This window comes from Aquimarina rubra (assembly GCF_042684305.1).
GTDB lineage: Bacteria > Bacteroidota > Bacteroidia > Flavobacteriales > Flavobacteriaceae > Aquimarina > Aquimarina rubra.
This window is the reverse complement of the sequence record NZ_JBHULE010000019.1, coordinates 1,508,860-1,524,174: the sequence shown is the minus strand read 5'-3', so window position 1 is coordinate 1,524,174 and position 15,315 is coordinate 1,508,860. Positions and strand designations below refer to the sequence as shown.

Annotated in this window: 17 protein-coding genes and 1 tRNA gene; 5 read left to right on the top strand and 13 right to left on the bottom strand. The window is 33.7% G+C overall.

What is annotated here, in order from left to right; all coding sequences use genetic code 11:
* Positions 1–246: 246 nt before the first annotated feature.
* The 3 genes from ACFSR1_RS15180 (at position 247) to ACFSR1_RS15170 (ending at position 3,162) form a co-directional block, all read left to right on the top strand.
* The gene (locus tag ACFSR1_RS15180) at positions 247–885 is read left to right on the top strand and encodes a response regulator (protein ID WP_378293870.1); all 639 of its coding nucleotides are present in this window, start codon (positions 247–249) and stop codon (positions 883–885) included.
* Between the two features lie 211 nt (positions 886–1,096).
* Complete coding sequence (rpoN, locus tag ACFSR1_RS15175; protein WP_378293869.1) at positions 1,097–2,557, top strand: RNA polymerase factor sigma-54; 1,461 nt, start codon at positions 1,097–1,099, stop codon at positions 2,555–2,557.
* Positions 2,557–3,162 carry a hypothetical protein gene (locus tag ACFSR1_RS15170; protein WP_378293868.1) on the top strand — a complete coding sequence of 202 codons (606 nt, stop codon included), beginning with the start codon at positions 2,557–2,559 and terminating at the stop codon, positions 3,160–3,162. The genes rpoN and ACFSR1_RS15170 overlap by 1 nt, the downstream gene beginning before the upstream one ends.
* Here the strand turns inward: ACFSR1_RS15170 and ACFSR1_RS15165 are convergent.
* From ACFSR1_RS15165 to ACFSR1_RS15120, 10 genes are all read right to left on the bottom strand, one after another.
* Positions 3,157–3,894, bottom strand: coding sequence for a porin family protein (locus tag ACFSR1_RS15165; protein ID WP_378293867.1), 738 nt, complete (start codon positions 3,892–3,894; stop codon positions 3,157–3,159). The genes ACFSR1_RS15170 and ACFSR1_RS15165 overlap by 6 nt on opposite strands.
* 124 nt (positions 3,895–4,018) lie before the next feature.
* On the bottom strand, positions 4,019–4,498 hold the full coding sequence (locus ACFSR1_RS15160; protein WP_378293866.1) for an ExbD/TolR family protein: 480 nt from the start codon (positions 4,496–4,498) through the stop codon (positions 4,019–4,021).
* Positions 4,499–4,517: 19 nt separating this feature from the next.
* Positions 4,518–5,135 carry an ExbD/TolR family protein gene (locus tag ACFSR1_RS15155; RefSeq protein ID WP_378293865.1) on the bottom strand — a complete coding sequence of 206 codons (618 nt, stop codon included), beginning with the start codon at positions 5,133–5,135 and terminating at the stop codon, positions 4,518–4,520.
* A 393-nt stretch (positions 5,136–5,528) separates the two neighbouring features.
* Complete coding sequence (locus ACFSR1_RS15150; protein WP_378293864.1) at positions 5,529–6,014, bottom strand: ExbD/TolR family protein; 486 nt, start codon at positions 6,012–6,014, stop codon at positions 5,529–5,531.
* Positions 6,015–6,035: 21 nt separating this feature from the next.
* The gene (locus ACFSR1_RS15145) at positions 6,036–6,644 is read right to left on the bottom strand and encodes an ExbD/TolR family protein (protein ID WP_378293863.1); all 609 of its coding nucleotides are present in this window, start codon (positions 6,642–6,644) and stop codon (positions 6,036–6,038) included.
* A gap of 2 nt (positions 6,645–6,646) precedes the next feature.
* Complete coding sequence (locus ACFSR1_RS15140; RefSeq protein WP_378293862.1) at positions 6,647–7,141, bottom strand: phosphoethanolamine transferase domain-containing protein; 495 nt, start codon at positions 7,139–7,141, stop codon at positions 6,647–6,649.
* A gap of 111 nt (positions 7,142–7,252) precedes the next feature.
* Complete coding sequence (locus tag ACFSR1_RS15135) at positions 7,253–8,047, bottom strand: MotA/TolQ/ExbB proton channel family protein (RefSeq protein ID WP_378293861.1); 795 nt, start codon at positions 8,045–8,047, stop codon at positions 7,253–7,255.
* 82 nt (positions 8,048–8,129) lie between these two features.
* Positions 8,130–8,217: transfer RNA gene (locus ACFSR1_RS15130), tRNA-Ser, on the bottom strand.
* Positions 8,218–8,286: 69 nt separating this feature from the next.
* Entirely contained in the window at positions 8,287–9,321 is a 1,035-nt protein-coding gene (locus ACFSR1_RS15125) for an asparaginase (protein WP_378293860.1), read from the bottom strand.
* 58 nt (positions 9,322–9,379) lie between these two features.
* Entirely contained in the window at positions 9,380–10,168 is a 789-nt protein-coding gene (locus ACFSR1_RS15120; protein WP_378293859.1) for a TatD family hydrolase, read from the bottom strand.
* A gap of 213 nt (positions 10,169–10,381) precedes the next feature.
* Here ACFSR1_RS15120 and ACFSR1_RS15115 point away from each other — a divergent pair, with 213 nt between their 5' ends.
* Together ACFSR1_RS15115 and ACFSR1_RS15110 are read left to right on the top strand one after the other, a co-directional pair.
* Complete coding sequence (locus tag ACFSR1_RS15115; RefSeq protein WP_378293858.1) at positions 10,382–11,629, top strand: thermonuclease family protein; 1,248 nt, start codon at positions 10,382–10,384, stop codon at positions 11,627–11,629.
* Positions 11,630–11,639: 10 nt separating this feature from the next.
* Positions 11,640–13,520: a hypothetical protein gene (locus ACFSR1_RS15110; protein ID WP_378293857.1), complete on the top strand. Its 1,881-nt coding sequence runs from the start codon at positions 11,640–11,642 to the stop codon at positions 13,518–13,520.
* 16 nt (positions 13,521–13,536) lie between these two features.
* Here the strand turns inward: ACFSR1_RS15110 and ACFSR1_RS15105 are convergent, their stop codons facing one another.
* The 3 genes from ACFSR1_RS15105 to ACFSR1_RS15095 form a co-directional block, all read right to left on the bottom strand.
* Positions 13,537–13,824: a hypothetical protein gene (locus ACFSR1_RS15105; RefSeq protein ID WP_378293856.1), complete on the bottom strand. Its 288-nt coding sequence runs from the start codon at positions 13,822–13,824 to the stop codon at positions 13,537–13,539.
* Between the two features lie 124 nt (positions 13,825–13,948).
* A complete protein-coding gene (locus ACFSR1_RS15100) occupies positions 13,949–14,686 on the bottom strand; it encodes a tetratricopeptide repeat protein (protein ID WP_378293855.1) in 738 nt (245 codons plus the stop codon).
* Complete coding sequence (locus ACFSR1_RS15095; RefSeq protein ID WP_378293854.1) at positions 14,683–15,270, bottom strand: RNA polymerase sigma factor; 588 nt, start codon at positions 15,268–15,270, stop codon at positions 14,683–14,685. Before ACFSR1_RS15095 ends, ACFSR1_RS15100 begins: the two co-directional genes overlap by 4 nt.
* Positions 15,271–15,315: the final 45 nt, after the last annotated feature.

Here is a 15,315-nt window from a genome sequence, read left to right as displayed (position 1 = left end):
CATACTATAAAATAAACCTGTTGTGCATTTAGAAATAATTATGTTAAAAAAAGCGTCAATTCGAGTGTTTTGTCTAAATGAAATGAAGACAAAATGTATCGAGAACAGCTTTTTTGGGATAAAATTCTTTTCTCGATACACTTCTCTTAAAGTCGAAGCGCTCGAACTGACAAATCTTATCTCAAAAATACCTAAATGCACGACGGGTAAAATAACTAAAAGGCTATTCACACAAAATATAAACTCATGAAATATTCAGTAGTCATTGTAGAAGATCACATCCTATTATCACAGGCACTTGCGGGATTGGTAAACGGGTTTTCTAAATTTAAAATATTATACCTGTGTAAAAACGGAAGAGAACTACTCACTCGATTAAAAGATCCCAAAAACATTCCGGATATCGTTCTGATGGATATTAATATGCCAATTATGAACGGGATTGAGACAACTATCGCACTTAAAGAAGAATATCCACAGGTAAACGTTCTGGCACTTTCTGTAGAAGAAGATGAAAAAACCATCCTCAAAATGCTGAGAGCAGGTGCCAAAGGATATTTACTAAAAGACACCGAAAAAGGTATTCTCGAAAATGCATTAGTAGAAGTACAGGAAACCGGTTTCTATCACACCAAAGATGTTACTAATTTATTATTGGGTTCACTTAATCCAAAGAAAGAAAACAAGGTGCAATTAAAAGAACGAGAGATGGAATTCATCAAACACGCTTGCACCGAGAAAACATACAAAGAAATTGCAAGTGATATGTGTCTAAGTCCAAAAACAATAGAAGGTTATAGAGATTCTATTTTTGAGAAATTACATCTCAAAAATAGAACCGGATTGGTCATCTATGCAATTAAAAATAAGATTTTTATACCTTAATATTTACTATAACCGACATTCCTGTAATCTAAAAAATCTTTCTTTTCAAGGTAATAAAACGATTTTGGCGCGTTTATTGATCAATTGCAAAAAATAGTTTTGTATCACATATACAGAATTAGCACTTTTTTAATAAAACTAACCATCGATTACCTACAGGAATACGCCGTATTTTGTTTATTTTTGTGAGTATAAGAACATTGACATTTTTATGCTAAAGCAACAATTAAATTTCAAACTTTCTCAAAAACTTTCTCCACAGCAAATTCAGTTGATGAAGCTAATTCAGCTTCCGACACAGGCTTTTGAACAGCGTTTAAAGCAAGAGATGGAAGAAAATCCTGCACTGGATAGTGGAAAAGAAAAAACTGACGAGTTTGAGGACGCTTTTGGCAATGAAAGTACTGCTGAAGATGACTACGGTACAGAAAAAATAGAAACGGACATCAATGTTGATGAATATCTTAGTGATGATGAAATACCAAGTTATCGTTTAAGCTCTAATAATTATAGTGCTGATGATGAAGAAAAAAATGTTCCGTATGCTTCCGGGACATCATTTCACCAACATTTGGTCAATCAATTAAACACCTATAGGTTTGATACAGAAGAGCGAGAAATTGCAGAATTTCTGGTCGGCAGCATCGATGAAAGCGGTTATATAAGAAGATCTGTTTCAGATATTCTGGATGATCTTGCTTTTACTCAGAATGTATATACAACCGAAGATAAAATTGAAAATATTTTTAAAATCGTACACCAACTGGATCCGGCTGGTGTTGGGGCTAGAAATCTTCAGGAATGTCTCTTGATCCAACTAAACAGAAAAGAAACTACGCTACCGATTAAACTAGCCACGCAAATTTTAGAAAAATCGTTTGACCATTTTAGCAAAAAGCATTATGACAAACTTTTGGCTAAATTTGATATTACAGAAGATTTATTAAAAGAAGCTATTGAGGAAATCGAACACCTTAACCCCAAACCGGGTGGAGCTTATGCAGGAAACAATAAACTTATAGAACACGTAGTACCCGATTTTACGATCAGAATTGTAGATGGAGAACTAGAACTTACGCTGAACGGTCGTAACGCACCAGAATTACACGTTTCCAGAGAGTACAACAACATGCTTCAGGGTTACAAGGCCAGTAAAGAAAAATCTAAATCACAGAAGGATGCAGTGATGTTTATTAAACAAAAACTGGATGCTGCCAAGTGGTTTATTGAAGCTGTGAAACAAAGACAACAGACACTTTTTTTAACGATGAGTGCAATAATGCACTATCAAAAAAGTTATTTCTTAAGTGGAGATGAGCGTAATCTAAAACCTATGATCCTAAAAGATATAGCAGATGAGATCGATATGGATGTTAGTACAGTTTCTAGAGTAGCCAATAGTAAATATGTGGATACTCCTTATGGAACCAAACTAATTAAAGAGTTTTTCTCAGAATCTATGACCAATGATCAGGGTGAAGAAGTTTCTACAAGAGAGATTAAAAAAATACTGGAAATTACCATAGGAGAAGAGGATAAGAAAAAACCTCTTACCGATGAAAAGTTAGCAAAAATGCTAAAAGAAAAAGGGTATCCTATAGCCAGAAGAACTGTAGCCAAGTATAGAGAACAACTGGATATACCGGTTGCCAGGCTAAGAAAAAAGATTTAATGAACTTTTTACTAAAAAGTATTTCATATATTTTTCACCCCTTATTGATGCCTATAGCCGGCTCAGTAATTTATTTTGTCACTGCCCCTAGATTTATTCCGAAGAACATTGTTCAGGCTAAAATTCTTGGTTTAGTTGTAGTAACTATACTTATTCCTATCGTCCTTTATTTCCTTCTTAGAACTATGGGGTTGATCACCTCTATTCATCTAGAAGATGTAAAACAACGTAAAATACCATTACTATTACAATCTTTGTTATTGTTATTAGTGATTAAGATGATCATAGATGTCTATAACTATCCTGAACTGTACTTTTTCTTTCTTGGAGCATTATTATCCTCGTTAAGCGCTATTTTTATTGTGTTTTTTGATATTAAGGCAAGTCTGCACATGATGGGATCCGGAGCGGTAACTATGTTTACAATCGCTCTAAGCATCCATTTCGAAATGAACCTCATTCTACTTATTGCAGCAATGATTGCAGCCAATGGCCTTGTCGCCACATCCCGATTACATTTTAAAGCTCATACTAACTTGGAACTGATTCTGGGATTTTTAGTAGGTGTTATTCCTCAGCTTACGTTGGTTAATTTCTGGTTATAGAATATAAAACATCAATCCTATTTTAGCTACGTTTAACTCTACCTCTTCGTTACCCACAACCGCATCACTATTAAATAGTGGATTTAAGCTATAATAGAAGTGAAAATTAAATGTGTTCCACCCAAAAGTAAAAGTAGCTCCAACTCGCCAACGATTTAATTCATCGATTTTTGTTTGACCTACTTGATTGCCTGGCTGTTCAAAATTAGAATTGAAGTAATACAGATATCCCACTCTTAATCCAGTATAGATTCTCCAAAACTTATGTGTATCAGGAACCGAAGTTCTCCATCTAAATTCTAAAGGAGCTTCTACCAAATGCGTGGTAAATCTATTTCGATCGAAATCTATACCCTCCAGGCTACTAAAAATACTTTGTCCTGTATTTTCATCTTCTCCTATAAATAAATTTTGACCATACGTGTTAATAGAATATCCTAATCCCAATCCGATAGCCACATTCCGTCTTTTGTTTATTGGCATATCTCTGGTATATCCCAAATGAAATCCACCAGAGAAACCAGACTGACCAATATCTGAAGGAGTGTTCCAAAGAAGATTAAACGTAAGACCTACATAGAATTGATCTTCTCTATAACGAGAATCCAACACCTCTTCTTTTTTCAAACTTAGACTATCCGAAATAGCTCCTTGCCCAAAACCAGAACTAGTAAGGAGAAAGAGACTTAAAAACAAAAGGAATTGTTTCTTTTGGCTAATACTTTTTGACATCCATTCCATATAGGTTACTAAAATAAATTTATTTCTTTAGAAAACAGAGTTGCTTGGTAAAAAACAACAGGAATTAAGAATCCTGTGAAAGATCACAGGATTCTGTAAAATATTAAAAATTACATTATTCTAAGTTGTTTGTTGACTTTCCAGTTTTTGTGGTGTAATTAATCCTGAGCATATTCACCGTTCTTAATTCCTTTTTTATATCTCCAACAAGACCCATTTTAGTATCCTTATCTACTTTTAATGCTGTAGTTAAATAAGGCCTTAATGCTTCGGGTTTAGATTTAATTTCTTCCAGTACATACGGCTTAATCTCGTTGATATTTGCAAATTTATCATTAAGCTGAATTCTTGCCTCTGTTCCCACATTTTTATATCTGGAACTAGGCTTACCGGCATAAATATGTATCACCATATTCTTTTTATCTAACTTTTCGACCTGATCTGCGAATGGAAGTTCATTTTTAACAATCAACGTATCGTTTCGCATAACTGTTGCAACCATAAAGAAAAACAGTAGCATAAAAACGATATCAGGCAAAGATGCTGTTGAAATAGCCGGTAACTCGGCTTTTCGGTTTTTTTTAAATATAGACATACTAATTTGTTTTTAGAGATTATAATGATGCAGTAATTGGTTCGGCTTCTGAAAGTTTTTCAGGATACAAAGATTGAATTTGTTTCATCTGCTCTCGTAGTTTCGCTTTGTCCCCAGAATAATTAGCGTCTTTAAGTTGCGCTTTCATTTGATCAAATGATACTGCATAAAGCCTTAATGCTTCTCTATTCCGTAGTTCAGTATAAGCACTGACCAGTTCATTCTGAACAGCGATATAAGCCTCATAACTGGTTTCTCTACTGTTGATGAGAGATATAATAGCTTTATTAGGATTATCTGACGATTTTGGATCTCGTTTCCCTTTGCAATAATCGCAGTATTCTGCTGCCTCTCCTCCTCCATTATCTAAAAAAGCAATAGCAGCAGCTTTTAGTTCTTCTAACTGTAACGGCTTCTTTTCCACAAACAATTCATTAACCTGATTCAACTCTACCCTAAACAGGTTCTTTTCTTTAACTTGAACTTCAGGTTTGACTTCTTCCGGAGGGGGAGGCAGTCTTCTACTGATTCCGTAATCAGTTTCAATGGTTGTACTTACCAAAAAAAAGATAAGTAATAAAAAAGCGATATCCGCCATGGATCCCGCATTCACTTCTGGTGCTAATCTTCTAGCCATAATAATACATATTTAGTTAATAATTACTTACTAGATCAACGAACTGTAAATCTGTAAATAAGCAGTATTATTTAGAAGAATAGTATATATCTTAGATCCAGTTCTAAGATACATTGATTAGGATTTACATAACAAACCATAGTAGTCAACGACCTTGTTTGTTATTAAAATACAACTGTATTATTTCTATTATTTCAATACCACTCACTTTTGGAAGGTTAGATATTGATCATATTAACAGATCACAGTCGTTTAAAGAAGCACAATTGTTGTGCCAGTATATTATTTCATTAAAAATTATTAGAAGATTTGTTTTAAATATTAAGCTCAAAAAAAAAATCCCACTTATGTTTAATAAGTGGGATTTTCAGAATATAATAAAATCTTTAACCTTTACTGACGAAGATTATCAGTAGCTTCACCTTGTCTTGTGGTATAGTTAATTTTTAGCGCTTGAACTTCTCTCAATTCTTTCTTAATATCGCCAACAAGACCCATATTAGTGTCACCATCAACCTTTAATGCAGTAATAAGGAAAGGCACCTCTTCTTCTCTTTTTGCAGCTCTTTCTGCTAAAACGAAAGGTTTTATATCACTTACTTCGGCAAACTTATCATTCAACTGAATTCTAGCTTGCGTACCTGCACTTGCTGCATATCTAGAGCTAGGTTTTCCTGCGTAGATATACATCACCAGATTTTTCTTATCTAATTTTTCCGTCTGATCTGCAACAGGAAGTCTATTCTCAATCTTAAGATTATTCTCCCTCATTACAGTTGCCACCATAAAGAAAAACAGTAACATAAATACGATATCAGGTAAAGATGCTGTCGAAATAGCCGGCAAATCACCACTTTTTTTCTTTTTAAATTTAGACATAATTACGTTTTTATGTTATACTTATTTCTTAGGTTCTGCTTCTGAAAGCTTTTCCGGATACATTAATTGGATTTTTTTGATTTGATCCTTTAATCTATCCTTACTTCCTGAATAATTTACGTCCTTCAGATCCGCTTCCATTTGCGTAAATGTTTTTCCATAAAGACGTTCTGCTTCCCTATTTCGTAGCTCGGTATATGCAGCAACTAATTCGTTTTGAACTGCTATATAAGTTGCATAACTTGTTTCTCTGTTATTACGAAGAGAAATTACAGCTTTTTCAGGGTTATCAGATGAACTAGGGCTTCTTTCTCCCTTGCAATAGCTACACGCTTCATCTCCACTTCCTCCACCGTTATCTAAGAAAGCAACTGCCGCAGCACGTAAATCCTTTAACTCCATCGGAGCTTCCTCTACCAAGAGGTCATTGTTTTTATTCAATTCTACTACAAAAATATTTTTTTGTTTCAGAATTGGAGGCTCTACTGTTTCATCTAAAGGCGGTGGTAATTTACGACTAATTCCTCTATCCGTATCGATGGTTGTAGTAACCAAAAAGAATATAAGAAGTAGAAATGCAATATCCGCCATGGAACCAGCGTTTACCTCTGGTGCTGATCTTCTTGCCATAATTATTTACCTATTAATTTTTTAACTCCTGATAATACCATCAGGCCTACTGCTATTGCAGCTAAAAAGTAGAAAGCGTAAAGTCCTGTTCCTACTAGTTTAGATCCACCTTCAGAAAGTACTTCACCATCTTTCATTGGAGTTTCGACACCTTCAGCCATCGCATATCCTATACCAATAATGATTAAGAAGGCAACAATTCCTATTCCAGCCTTTTTAAGACCAGAAGGATTTTTAGCTAAAGCTGAAAAAACAGCAATCAATGTAGCTATAATAATAACCACAAAAATCACTAATGTTAGATTGTACATAGGACTTACCAATGAAGTAGCTTCAGCAAAAGCAGACGAAGACGTATCCTTCACCAAATCTTTCGCTTCTGTAATACCATAGTTATCCATAAGCGTAGTAAAATTACCGTTCATTAAGAACAACAATACTGCACCTATAGCACCTATCGCCAGTACAACGTATGATAAAATTTTTGAAATTTTCATGTGACTAATTTTTATTAGGTTGTTAACACGGTACAACCTGTATTTTAATAATAAATGATCTTAATTTTTTATAGAAGTCCTGATATTAAACAAAACTTGATTAAGTATTTATTATTTTTTGTTTTTGTAAGCTACTAACATATCGATTAAAGTAATCGATGCATCTTCCATGTCATTTACTATACTATCAATCTTAGCGATGATATAGTTATAGAAAACCTGTAATATAATTGCAACAATAAGTCCAAATACTGTAGTAAGAAGTGCTACTTTAATACCTCCCGCTACAAGTGATGGCTGCATATCTCCTGCTGCTTCAATTTTATCAAATGCGTCAATCATCCCGATTACCGTACCCATAAACCCAAGCATTGGTGCAAGAGCAATAAATAAAGATACCCAAGAAACATTCTTTTCTAATTGTCCCATCTGTACACCTCCGTAAGCAACTACAGCTTTTTCTGCTGCATCGATACTTTCATCAGCTCTATCAAGACCTTGATAGTAAATAGAAGCAACTGGTCCTTTTGTATTTCTACAAACTTCTTTTGCTGCTTCAACTCCACCACTATTCAAAGCGTCTTCTACATTTTGTTGTAGTTTCTTACTATTAGTAGTAGATAAATTTAAAAAGATAATTCTTTCAATTGCTATCGCAAGACCAAGAATCAAACATAAAAGAACGATTCCCATAAAGCTAGGACCTCCTTCTATAAAACGTTTTTTTAAGTTTTGGTGGAATGATTCCTCTGCTGCTGCAGGCTCATCTGCATCCTGAATAGTAGTTGTTATTGGAGCAATTAATAATTGCATGTTTGCCGTTAACTGGGCCGGAGCAGTGGCTGCTTGTACATTTCCAAAAGCCATTACTGTTGCGATTGCCAGAATAGAAAATAGTCTTTTCATTGCGCTGATTCTTAATTTTAATTAGTTAAAGGGTTAAAGATAAAAAAATATTACAAAATCCATTAAAAATTTAATAATAATGCAGAGAGGAAGGGATTCGAACCCTCGATACGCTTTTGACGTATACACACTTTCCAGGCGTGCGCCTTCGACCACTCGGCCACCTCTCTATTAAAATATTTGCCCAAAAATGGTTGAGCAAATAACAAAAAAAATGTTAACTACTAAAATTTGGGGCGTTAATTTTCTGACATTTCACCGCGTAATGAAGTTTCATAAATGGTTTTGAGCACTTTAAGCGGTAATTTTTCTCCCAATAAATACATCAATTTAGCCACTGCCGCTTCTGTTGTTATGTCTTTTCCTGATATAACACCTGCTTTTTTTAGCGCAACACTAGTATTATACTTACCCATTTCTACGCTTCCTCCAGCACATTGTGTTACATTTACAATAGGTATTCCTTTTCTGATTTGATCAGAAATAATATCTAAAAACCATTTTTTAGTCGTTGTATTACCCGATCCATAGGTCTCAATAATTATACCCTTTATTGTTTCTGAAGAAAAAATACTCTTTAAAATCGTTTCGTTTATTCCCGGAAACATTTTAATAATAACAATATTATTATCAAAATGAGTATGATATACCATCTTCTTTCTTCGATTTACAGTCTGCAAAAAAGAGGTGTTTACCTTCAAATGAACTCCAGACTCAACCAAAGTAGGATAATTAAGTGATTGAAAAGCCTTAAAATGTTCTGCATTAATCTTAGTAGTTCTATTTGCCCTGAGCAATTTATACTCAAAATACAATCCTACTTCTGTGATTACCGGCTTGCCCTTGTTTTGTAAAGCCGCAATCTGCACCGCGGTAATCAAGTTTTCTTTGGCATCTGTTCTTAAATCACCTATTGGTAATTGTGACCCGGTAAAAATGATTGGTTTCCCTAAATTTTCGAACATAAAACTTATCGCAGAAGCAGTATAAGACATAGTATCGCTTCCGTGCAAAACGACAAAACCATCATACATTTCATAATTGTCATTAATGATTCCACCCAATTCCTTCCATCTTTCGACATCCATATCAGAAGAATCTATTGGCTCCTTAAAACTTGTCGTCTCTATATTGCAATCCAATTGCTTTAGCTCCGGAATATTAAGCAATAACTCATCAAAATCAAAAGCAACCAAAGCTCCTGTATCAAAATTTTTGACCATCCCAATTGTACCGCCGGTATAGATCAATAATATATTAGGTGAATTTTTCATTGCAACCATATGTGTATTGGTCTCACAAATGAACAAAATTTAAATTACAATCCGCAACCTATATTCCGAATATATCTTTGGAATTTTCTGTAGTAATTCGGGCAATTTCTTCTGGTGATTTATCATAAATCTCAGATAGTTTTTCTACTACCTGAATCAAATAAGAACTCTCATTACGTTTACCGCGAAAAGGTACCGGTGCCAAATAAGGAGCATCTGTTTCTAACACTATATGTTCTAAAGAAAATTCATTTAAAAACTTATCGATTTTTCCGTTCTTAAAGGTTACTACTCCACCTATCCCCAATTTCATGTTATATCCGATCGCGCGTCGAGCATCATCTATAGTCCCGGTAAAACAATGAAATATCCCAAACAAATCTTCTCCTTTTTCAAGTTCCAAAACCTCGAATACTTCTTCAAAAGCATCTCGACAATGAATCACGATTGGTAATTTATACTTTTTAGCAAGTTGAATCTGATGTCTAAAGACTTCTTGCTGTTGTATAAGAAAAGTTTTATCCCAATATAAATCCACCCCTATCTCACCTACAGCATAGAACTTTTTACTACTATTCTGGTCAAAACGCTTTTCTAATTCCTCTTCTACGTGTTGTAACTCCTCTCTATAATTTTCCTTAACGTGGGTTGGATGTAATCCCATCATTAAATAAACATTATCAGGATATCGGGTTTCAATATCATACATAGATTGTGTATACCCAGAATCAATGGCCGGAACAAAAAAACGTTCTACTCCGGCAGAAATAGCTCTCTGCATCATCTCATCCTGATCTTCATCAAAAGATTCGCTATAAATATGCGTGTGTGTATCGGTAAGTATCATGCCGCAAAAGTAACCAAATTTTGGGCACGTGATTTGAACTTTTCAAAAATAAACATTTAAGAAAATACCTGAACTAAAAATAACAGCTTGGCCAATCGTTTTGACTTTTTTCGATCTTAACAACCTAACCGACTTTAATTATTTGTCCAAAGAATATAGAATTTAAAATATAAATAGTTAATTTGATTTATAAAATCAAGTAATTGAATCTTAATGAAAAAGTCTTGCAAATTTACCTTTTTGATGTTCACATTGTTTTTATGGACTAGCACCATTGCCCAAACTAATGAAGAAAAACAAGTCCTAGAAAATGAAATCGTTTTGGAATTTAAAAAATACGATCAATCCAAAATAGACGCTATTGCCGAGTATTTATTCGTATCAGAAGACAAAACCCACCTTGACTATTCCAAGAAGAACTCGCTTAAGAAGATAGAAGTCATAAAGACCAGTAATTATGATTTCTCCTCTACCCAGAACGACAAAAACATCCTTAAAGGTGTATATATTTATAGCATGAAAAACAATGAATACCAAGTAGTAGAAAAATTGTTTGAGTACATGCACGACACTAATAATATACTTTCCGTAAATCAATATGACATGTACGCTTTATTTGCGTACTTATATTACAAACAAGGTAAAAAAGATTTGTTGAAAAACTTTTTATCTCGTCTACTAGAAGGCAACAAAAACATAATGAAGGAATACAATGCTACGTTACCCAATTACCAAGCCATTTTGGCATATCTTCGACTATTGGATAATGACATCAATGCCTGTGAAGATTTATTAAGCATGTCAATCGCTAGTGATTCAAAAAAAATTAACCATACTATACGATTTAAAGATAATTCAAAAAGAGACTTATTATTTCCGTTTTGTAATGATTATGTAGAAAATCTTAAGCAAGGATATACTAATTCTTCAAATAATAGTAATGTAGAAATAGATGAAACATCAGCAATTTTCAATAAAGAAACAGGTAAGATCTATAAGAAAGAGATTTCAGGTACAATAATAGGAATTGTTTCTGGAGATCGATTTGTCATAAGAGAAGATCGCACAAAACAAGAACTTCCCCTTAAAATCATGTCGATTAATGCACCAAAAAACGGAGAATTTATGGCTAAAGAAGCATATGATTTTACTTCGAAAGCTATCTTTAACAAAGAAGTCGAAGTTAGTTTGGTTGTATATTCTCGAAAATTGGATCTTTTTGGTGCAATTGTAAAGTATTCGTTTGTCAAGTCCTCTAAAAAATTTGAAAATGCTCCTAATAGTACTGTGCAAATTGGTAATATGGTTATGGCTGAGGATCGCTATTTAAACATAGAAATTCTGAAAAACGGCTACGCTAAATTAAATGATCAAATTAAGACAGGGATTTTATGGGACGCTCAAGAAGAAGCTAGGAAAAATAAACTCGGAATTTGGTCTAAACCTGAAACGGACAAATAAATCTGATTATATGAAAGCATTCTGGTTGTACGGAATTATTCTGTTTCAAATGGGTGCCTTTGCGCAGCAAGATTTCGAAGGAACTATTACAGATAGATATCCTACCGGTGAAATCCTTGAAAAATCAAAGGATGCCACCGAAAACACTCCAAGAGAAATTACAAAATATTTCAAATCCGGGAAAAGAAAAAGTTATTTAAAAATAGCTAAAGATGATAAAGATTATTGGTTTCGTTATTGGGATGAACCAGGAAATGTGATCTTGGATATTATTAGAAAACCCTATAAAGAAGATCCTAATTACTGGGCTATTGCATTTAAAAGTTATCATTCTAATGGAAAACTTTATCAAAATGGGTATTTTTTGAGTGAGCTACAAGCAATTGGCAATCGACCCAAAGTAGCTGTTTGGAACACCTTTTCCAGAGATAGTATTCTTAAGGATAAAATTGAATATAATTTTTGGAATGAGGTCACCAATTATTTCGCCAAAGGCATGTCATATTATGATAGTGGCCAAAAAAAAGTGCATCTAGAATGGGATTCTAACACGCGCCTCTTTTACTATGAATCTTACTATAAAGATGGAACGCGATCCGTTGATTGTATTTTCCCATTATCGGCGTTAGTATCAAAACATAGTCCAACCTTATATGAATTGTTAAGAACAGACACAGCTATCAAAGACCTTATCAAAAACCTAAGGGAAGGAATTGGAGCAGTTAAGTACACAATATATTATACCAACGGAAAACCCTATGAGACTAAGAAAAAATTTACTAACAAAATCATAAGGCTTGACACTAATGGTAATACTTTATATGATATAGGTGGCAGTTTCCCTCCCTTACCAAAAGGCACTACTATTTGCGACCTGAGTCCAGGTAATAAGAAAAGAAGGAAATGCAATTGGCTAACTGATTCCGATTTCATCCCAAAAGATGGATACTATTGGATAATTAATCCAAGTACTAATGAAATCTCGTTATCTCAATATATGAATGGTAAAAAAAATAGAGCCTACGAACGATATTACAGAAACGGTGGGCTAAAAGAATTATATCATTATGTGAATGATCATAGAGATGGCCCCTTTGAAGAAAGATTTGAGAATGGAGCGCTTAAGAAGAGAGGAAATTATATCAATGATAAACTCAATGGTGTTTTAGAAGAATTTACAGATCACGGAATTCTTGTTTCTGAAGGCTCTTATGAAAATGGAGTAAGAACAGGAAAATGGCTACTACAATTTGACACATTTAAAAGTGCCATTGGAACTATGGTGGATGATCAATTTGAAGGTGAAACAAAAATAATAAATCCGTATACAGGTCTTTTATTAAAGGAAGGAGTGGTTAAAAATGGCTCTAAAACAGGAGAATGGACCTTATACAACCTCGATCTTGAAACAAGTTATCCGAATACCAAAGGTTCATTTGGTACTACGAAAATTCAGATGCCCAATGAACCGGTATTTTTGAAAGATGAAAAACCTCAATCTATTCATGAATTTCCTATTTTCCCCGGTTGTGAGGGTGAAAGTAATTTAAGTAGCTGTTTTAATCAAAAAATAGGATACCATATAAGTGCAAAGTTGAAATTTCCTAAAGACGCCATTGGCTATAGGTTTGATGCGCAAGTGATTGTCAAATTTATCATCGACAAAACCGGGTATCCCAAAAATATTGAAGTCCTTTCTTTACGTGGTGATTTTGATAGTTACGTTTCTACTGAAAGTAATAATAATGTCAAGATTCAAGAGTTAAAAAAAGCCTTTAAAAATGAGGCCATTCGAGTTATCTCAGAATTACCAAACATAACACCAGGAAAATCATATGGAAACCAAGTGTCCACTCCATTTGTGATTCCAATTAGCTTTTCAGAACAATAAAACCATCCGTCAACTCTCAATTAACACTGATGATTCTTTCTACAGGAATAATCGTTGATTGCTTTAAAATCACCGATTTATCAGTGATACCCCAAATGGTAGTTTCCACTTTTTTGGATCCTTCATCATCCGCAAAAATAATTTTCACCTTTAAATGTTCTAAATTACCCAAACTTAGTCCTCTCACTAATTTCAGATACCGATCCCGCTTAGCCTTTTTGTCGCTTAGAACTTCTTTGTGTGGAAAGTGCAAATGTTTAATTTGTTCTTTTTCTATGGACTGTATTCGATCATCTACCCTCATGACTTGTACTTTTTAAATTGTTGTAAAAGGTTATAGAAAACTACTAAAAGTTACACAATACAACGCTTTAATTAAAGAAATTATTGTTAATTAACAATTTACATGTCAGATACTTACATTGATCTTAAAGTTTTTTGAGTAACTTTTGTGCTTGTATATAATCTTCTGCTTCTTTAGGCAATGATTTTAATAATTCGCGACTTTGTTCCATATTTTTCTGCTTCAATTGATTCAAAGCTTCAAACCAAATAGCTCTATATCTATATACCGATGTTCCTTCTTGTAGCTTTTCAAAAACCTCAGAAGCTCTTTCATATTTATCTTGTTCGACTAAAGTAATTCCTAAGTAGAAAAGATACTCAGAGTTAGCACTGTCTTTTTTTAATAATTCAGAGATATGCTTCTCTGCTTCACCATAATTCTGAGCATTAAAAGAGGTTTCGGCCTTCTTACTAAGTTCATCCTCACTTCCTCTTTCAGTAATAGACAATTCTGGTATTGACACAAAATCATTGTATACAGGACCACTTTTAGTAAAAGTGTATATCCCTAAAATAATTGCCACACTTGCAGCTATAGCATATCCCCAAGAGGGTATTTTTATGATTTTGGTTTGTTTCTTGGATGATCTTTTCTGAAAAAAAGAATCCCCAATATTTTTTAAATTCTGCTCTAAATCCGACTGCTCTTGTTCTAAGTTGAGATTGGAAGCCAGGTGGGAGTTCCATTCTTTATATATTTTGAATTCTTCAGCAAGAGCTATATCTTCCTCTAACATTCTGGATACAATTTTTTCTTCTTCGTCGGAAAGTTCTTTGCTAATTTTTCGTTCAAAAAGCTCGTATTTTTCTTCTGGGGTCATAACAAGTTCTTTATTTGATTATACTTAGGAGAGCTCTGAACCATTTTTGTCAGCTGGCCAATACATAGTGATTTCTTTTTACGAACATATCCGTAAGATTGCCCTAATTTTGAAGCCACATCTTCCATAGATTTTATGGTAAAAGTAGCTTTCAACAACTCCTTACAAGCTTTTCCTAATTGATCAAAGACTTCGGTAAAAAGTTCATTTCTTGCTTCAAAAATTAAGGTCTCTTCTACATACTGATCACTCTCATCATTAATAGATACAATCCCCTCATTAATTGTTACCTCCTTAGTGGTGTTCTTTTTTAATTCATTTAACCATTTTCGTTTACAAAGTAAAAAGAAATAAGCATCAAACGGACAGGTAAGTACTAACTTCTTTTCTCTTGCTTGTTTATAAATTGTAATTAAAGTTTCCTGAATTATATCCTGTGCCTGAGATTCACCTCCGCTATTCTTTTTTATATACCCAACAACTTTGGGAGCAAATTTTGTGTAAATCTCTTTGAGAACTATACTGTCATTCTTTAAGAGGGCTTCAATATATTTCTGATCAGCATGCGCTTTGTTATTTCCCATAAATGATTGGTCTGAGCAACTAAATTAAAAAAGTTTTAAGAAAAA

Bases quoted from the DNA above. Each gene is read 5' to 3' on its own strand.
- ACFSR1_RS15180 (WP_378293870.1), top strand. From the start codon at position 247: ATGAAATATTCAGTAGTCATTGTAGAAGATCACATCCTATTATCACAG.
- rpoN (WP_378293869.1), top strand. From the start codon at position 1,097: ATGCTAAAGCAACAATTAAATTTCAAACTTTCTCAAAAACTTTCTCCA.
- ACFSR1_RS15170 (WP_378293868.1), top strand. From the start codon at position 2,557: ATGAACTTTTTACTAAAAAGTATTTCATATATTTTTCACCCCTTATTG.
- ACFSR1_RS15165 (WP_378293867.1), bottom strand. From the start codon at position 3,894: ATGTCAAAAAGTATTAGCCAAAAGAAACAATTCCTTTTGTTTTTAAGT.
- ACFSR1_RS15160 (WP_378293866.1), bottom strand. From the start codon at position 4,498: ATGTCTATATTTAAAAAAAACCGAAAAGCCGAGTTACCGGCTATTTCA.
- ACFSR1_RS15155 (WP_378293865.1), bottom strand. From the start codon at position 5,135: ATGGCTAGAAGATTAGCACCAGAAGTGAATGCGGGATCCATGGCGGAT.
- ACFSR1_RS15150 (WP_378293864.1), bottom strand. From the start codon at position 6,014: ATGTCTAAATTTAAAAAGAAAAAAAGTGGTGATTTGCCGGCTATTTCG.
- ACFSR1_RS15145 (WP_378293863.1), bottom strand. From the start codon at position 6,644: ATGGCAAGAAGATCAGCACCAGAGGTAAACGCTGGTTCCATGGCGGAT.
- ACFSR1_RS15140 (WP_378293862.1), bottom strand. From the start codon at position 7,141: ATGAAAATTTCAAAAATTTTATCATACGTTGTACTGGCGATAGGTGCT.
- ACFSR1_RS15135 (WP_378293861.1), bottom strand. From the start codon at position 8,047: ATGAAAAGACTATTTTCTATTCTGGCAATCGCAACAGTAATGGCTTTT.
- ACFSR1_RS15125 (WP_378293860.1), bottom strand. From the start codon at position 9,321: ATGAAAAATTCACCTAATATATTATTGATCTATACCGGCGGTACAATT.
- ACFSR1_RS15120 (WP_378293859.1), bottom strand. From the start codon at position 10,168: ATGATACTTACCGATACACACACGCATATTTATAGCGAATCTTTTGAT.
- ACFSR1_RS15115 (WP_378293858.1), top strand. From the start codon at position 10,382: ATGAAAAAGTCTTGCAAATTTACCTTTTTGATGTTCACATTGTTTTTA.
- ACFSR1_RS15110 (WP_378293857.1), top strand. From the start codon at position 11,640: ATGAAAGCATTCTGGTTGTACGGAATTATTCTGTTTCAAATGGGTGCC.
- ACFSR1_RS15105 (WP_378293856.1), bottom strand. From the start codon at position 13,824: ATGAGGGTAGATGATCGAATACAGTCCATAGAAAAAGAACAAATTAAA.
- ACFSR1_RS15100 (WP_378293855.1), bottom strand. From the start codon at position 14,686: ATGACCCCAGAAGAAAAATACGAGCTTTTTGAACGAAAAATTAGCAAA.
- ACFSR1_RS15095 (WP_378293854.1), bottom strand. From the start codon at position 15,270: ATGGGAAATAACAAAGCGCATGCTGATCAGAAATATATTGAAGCCCTC.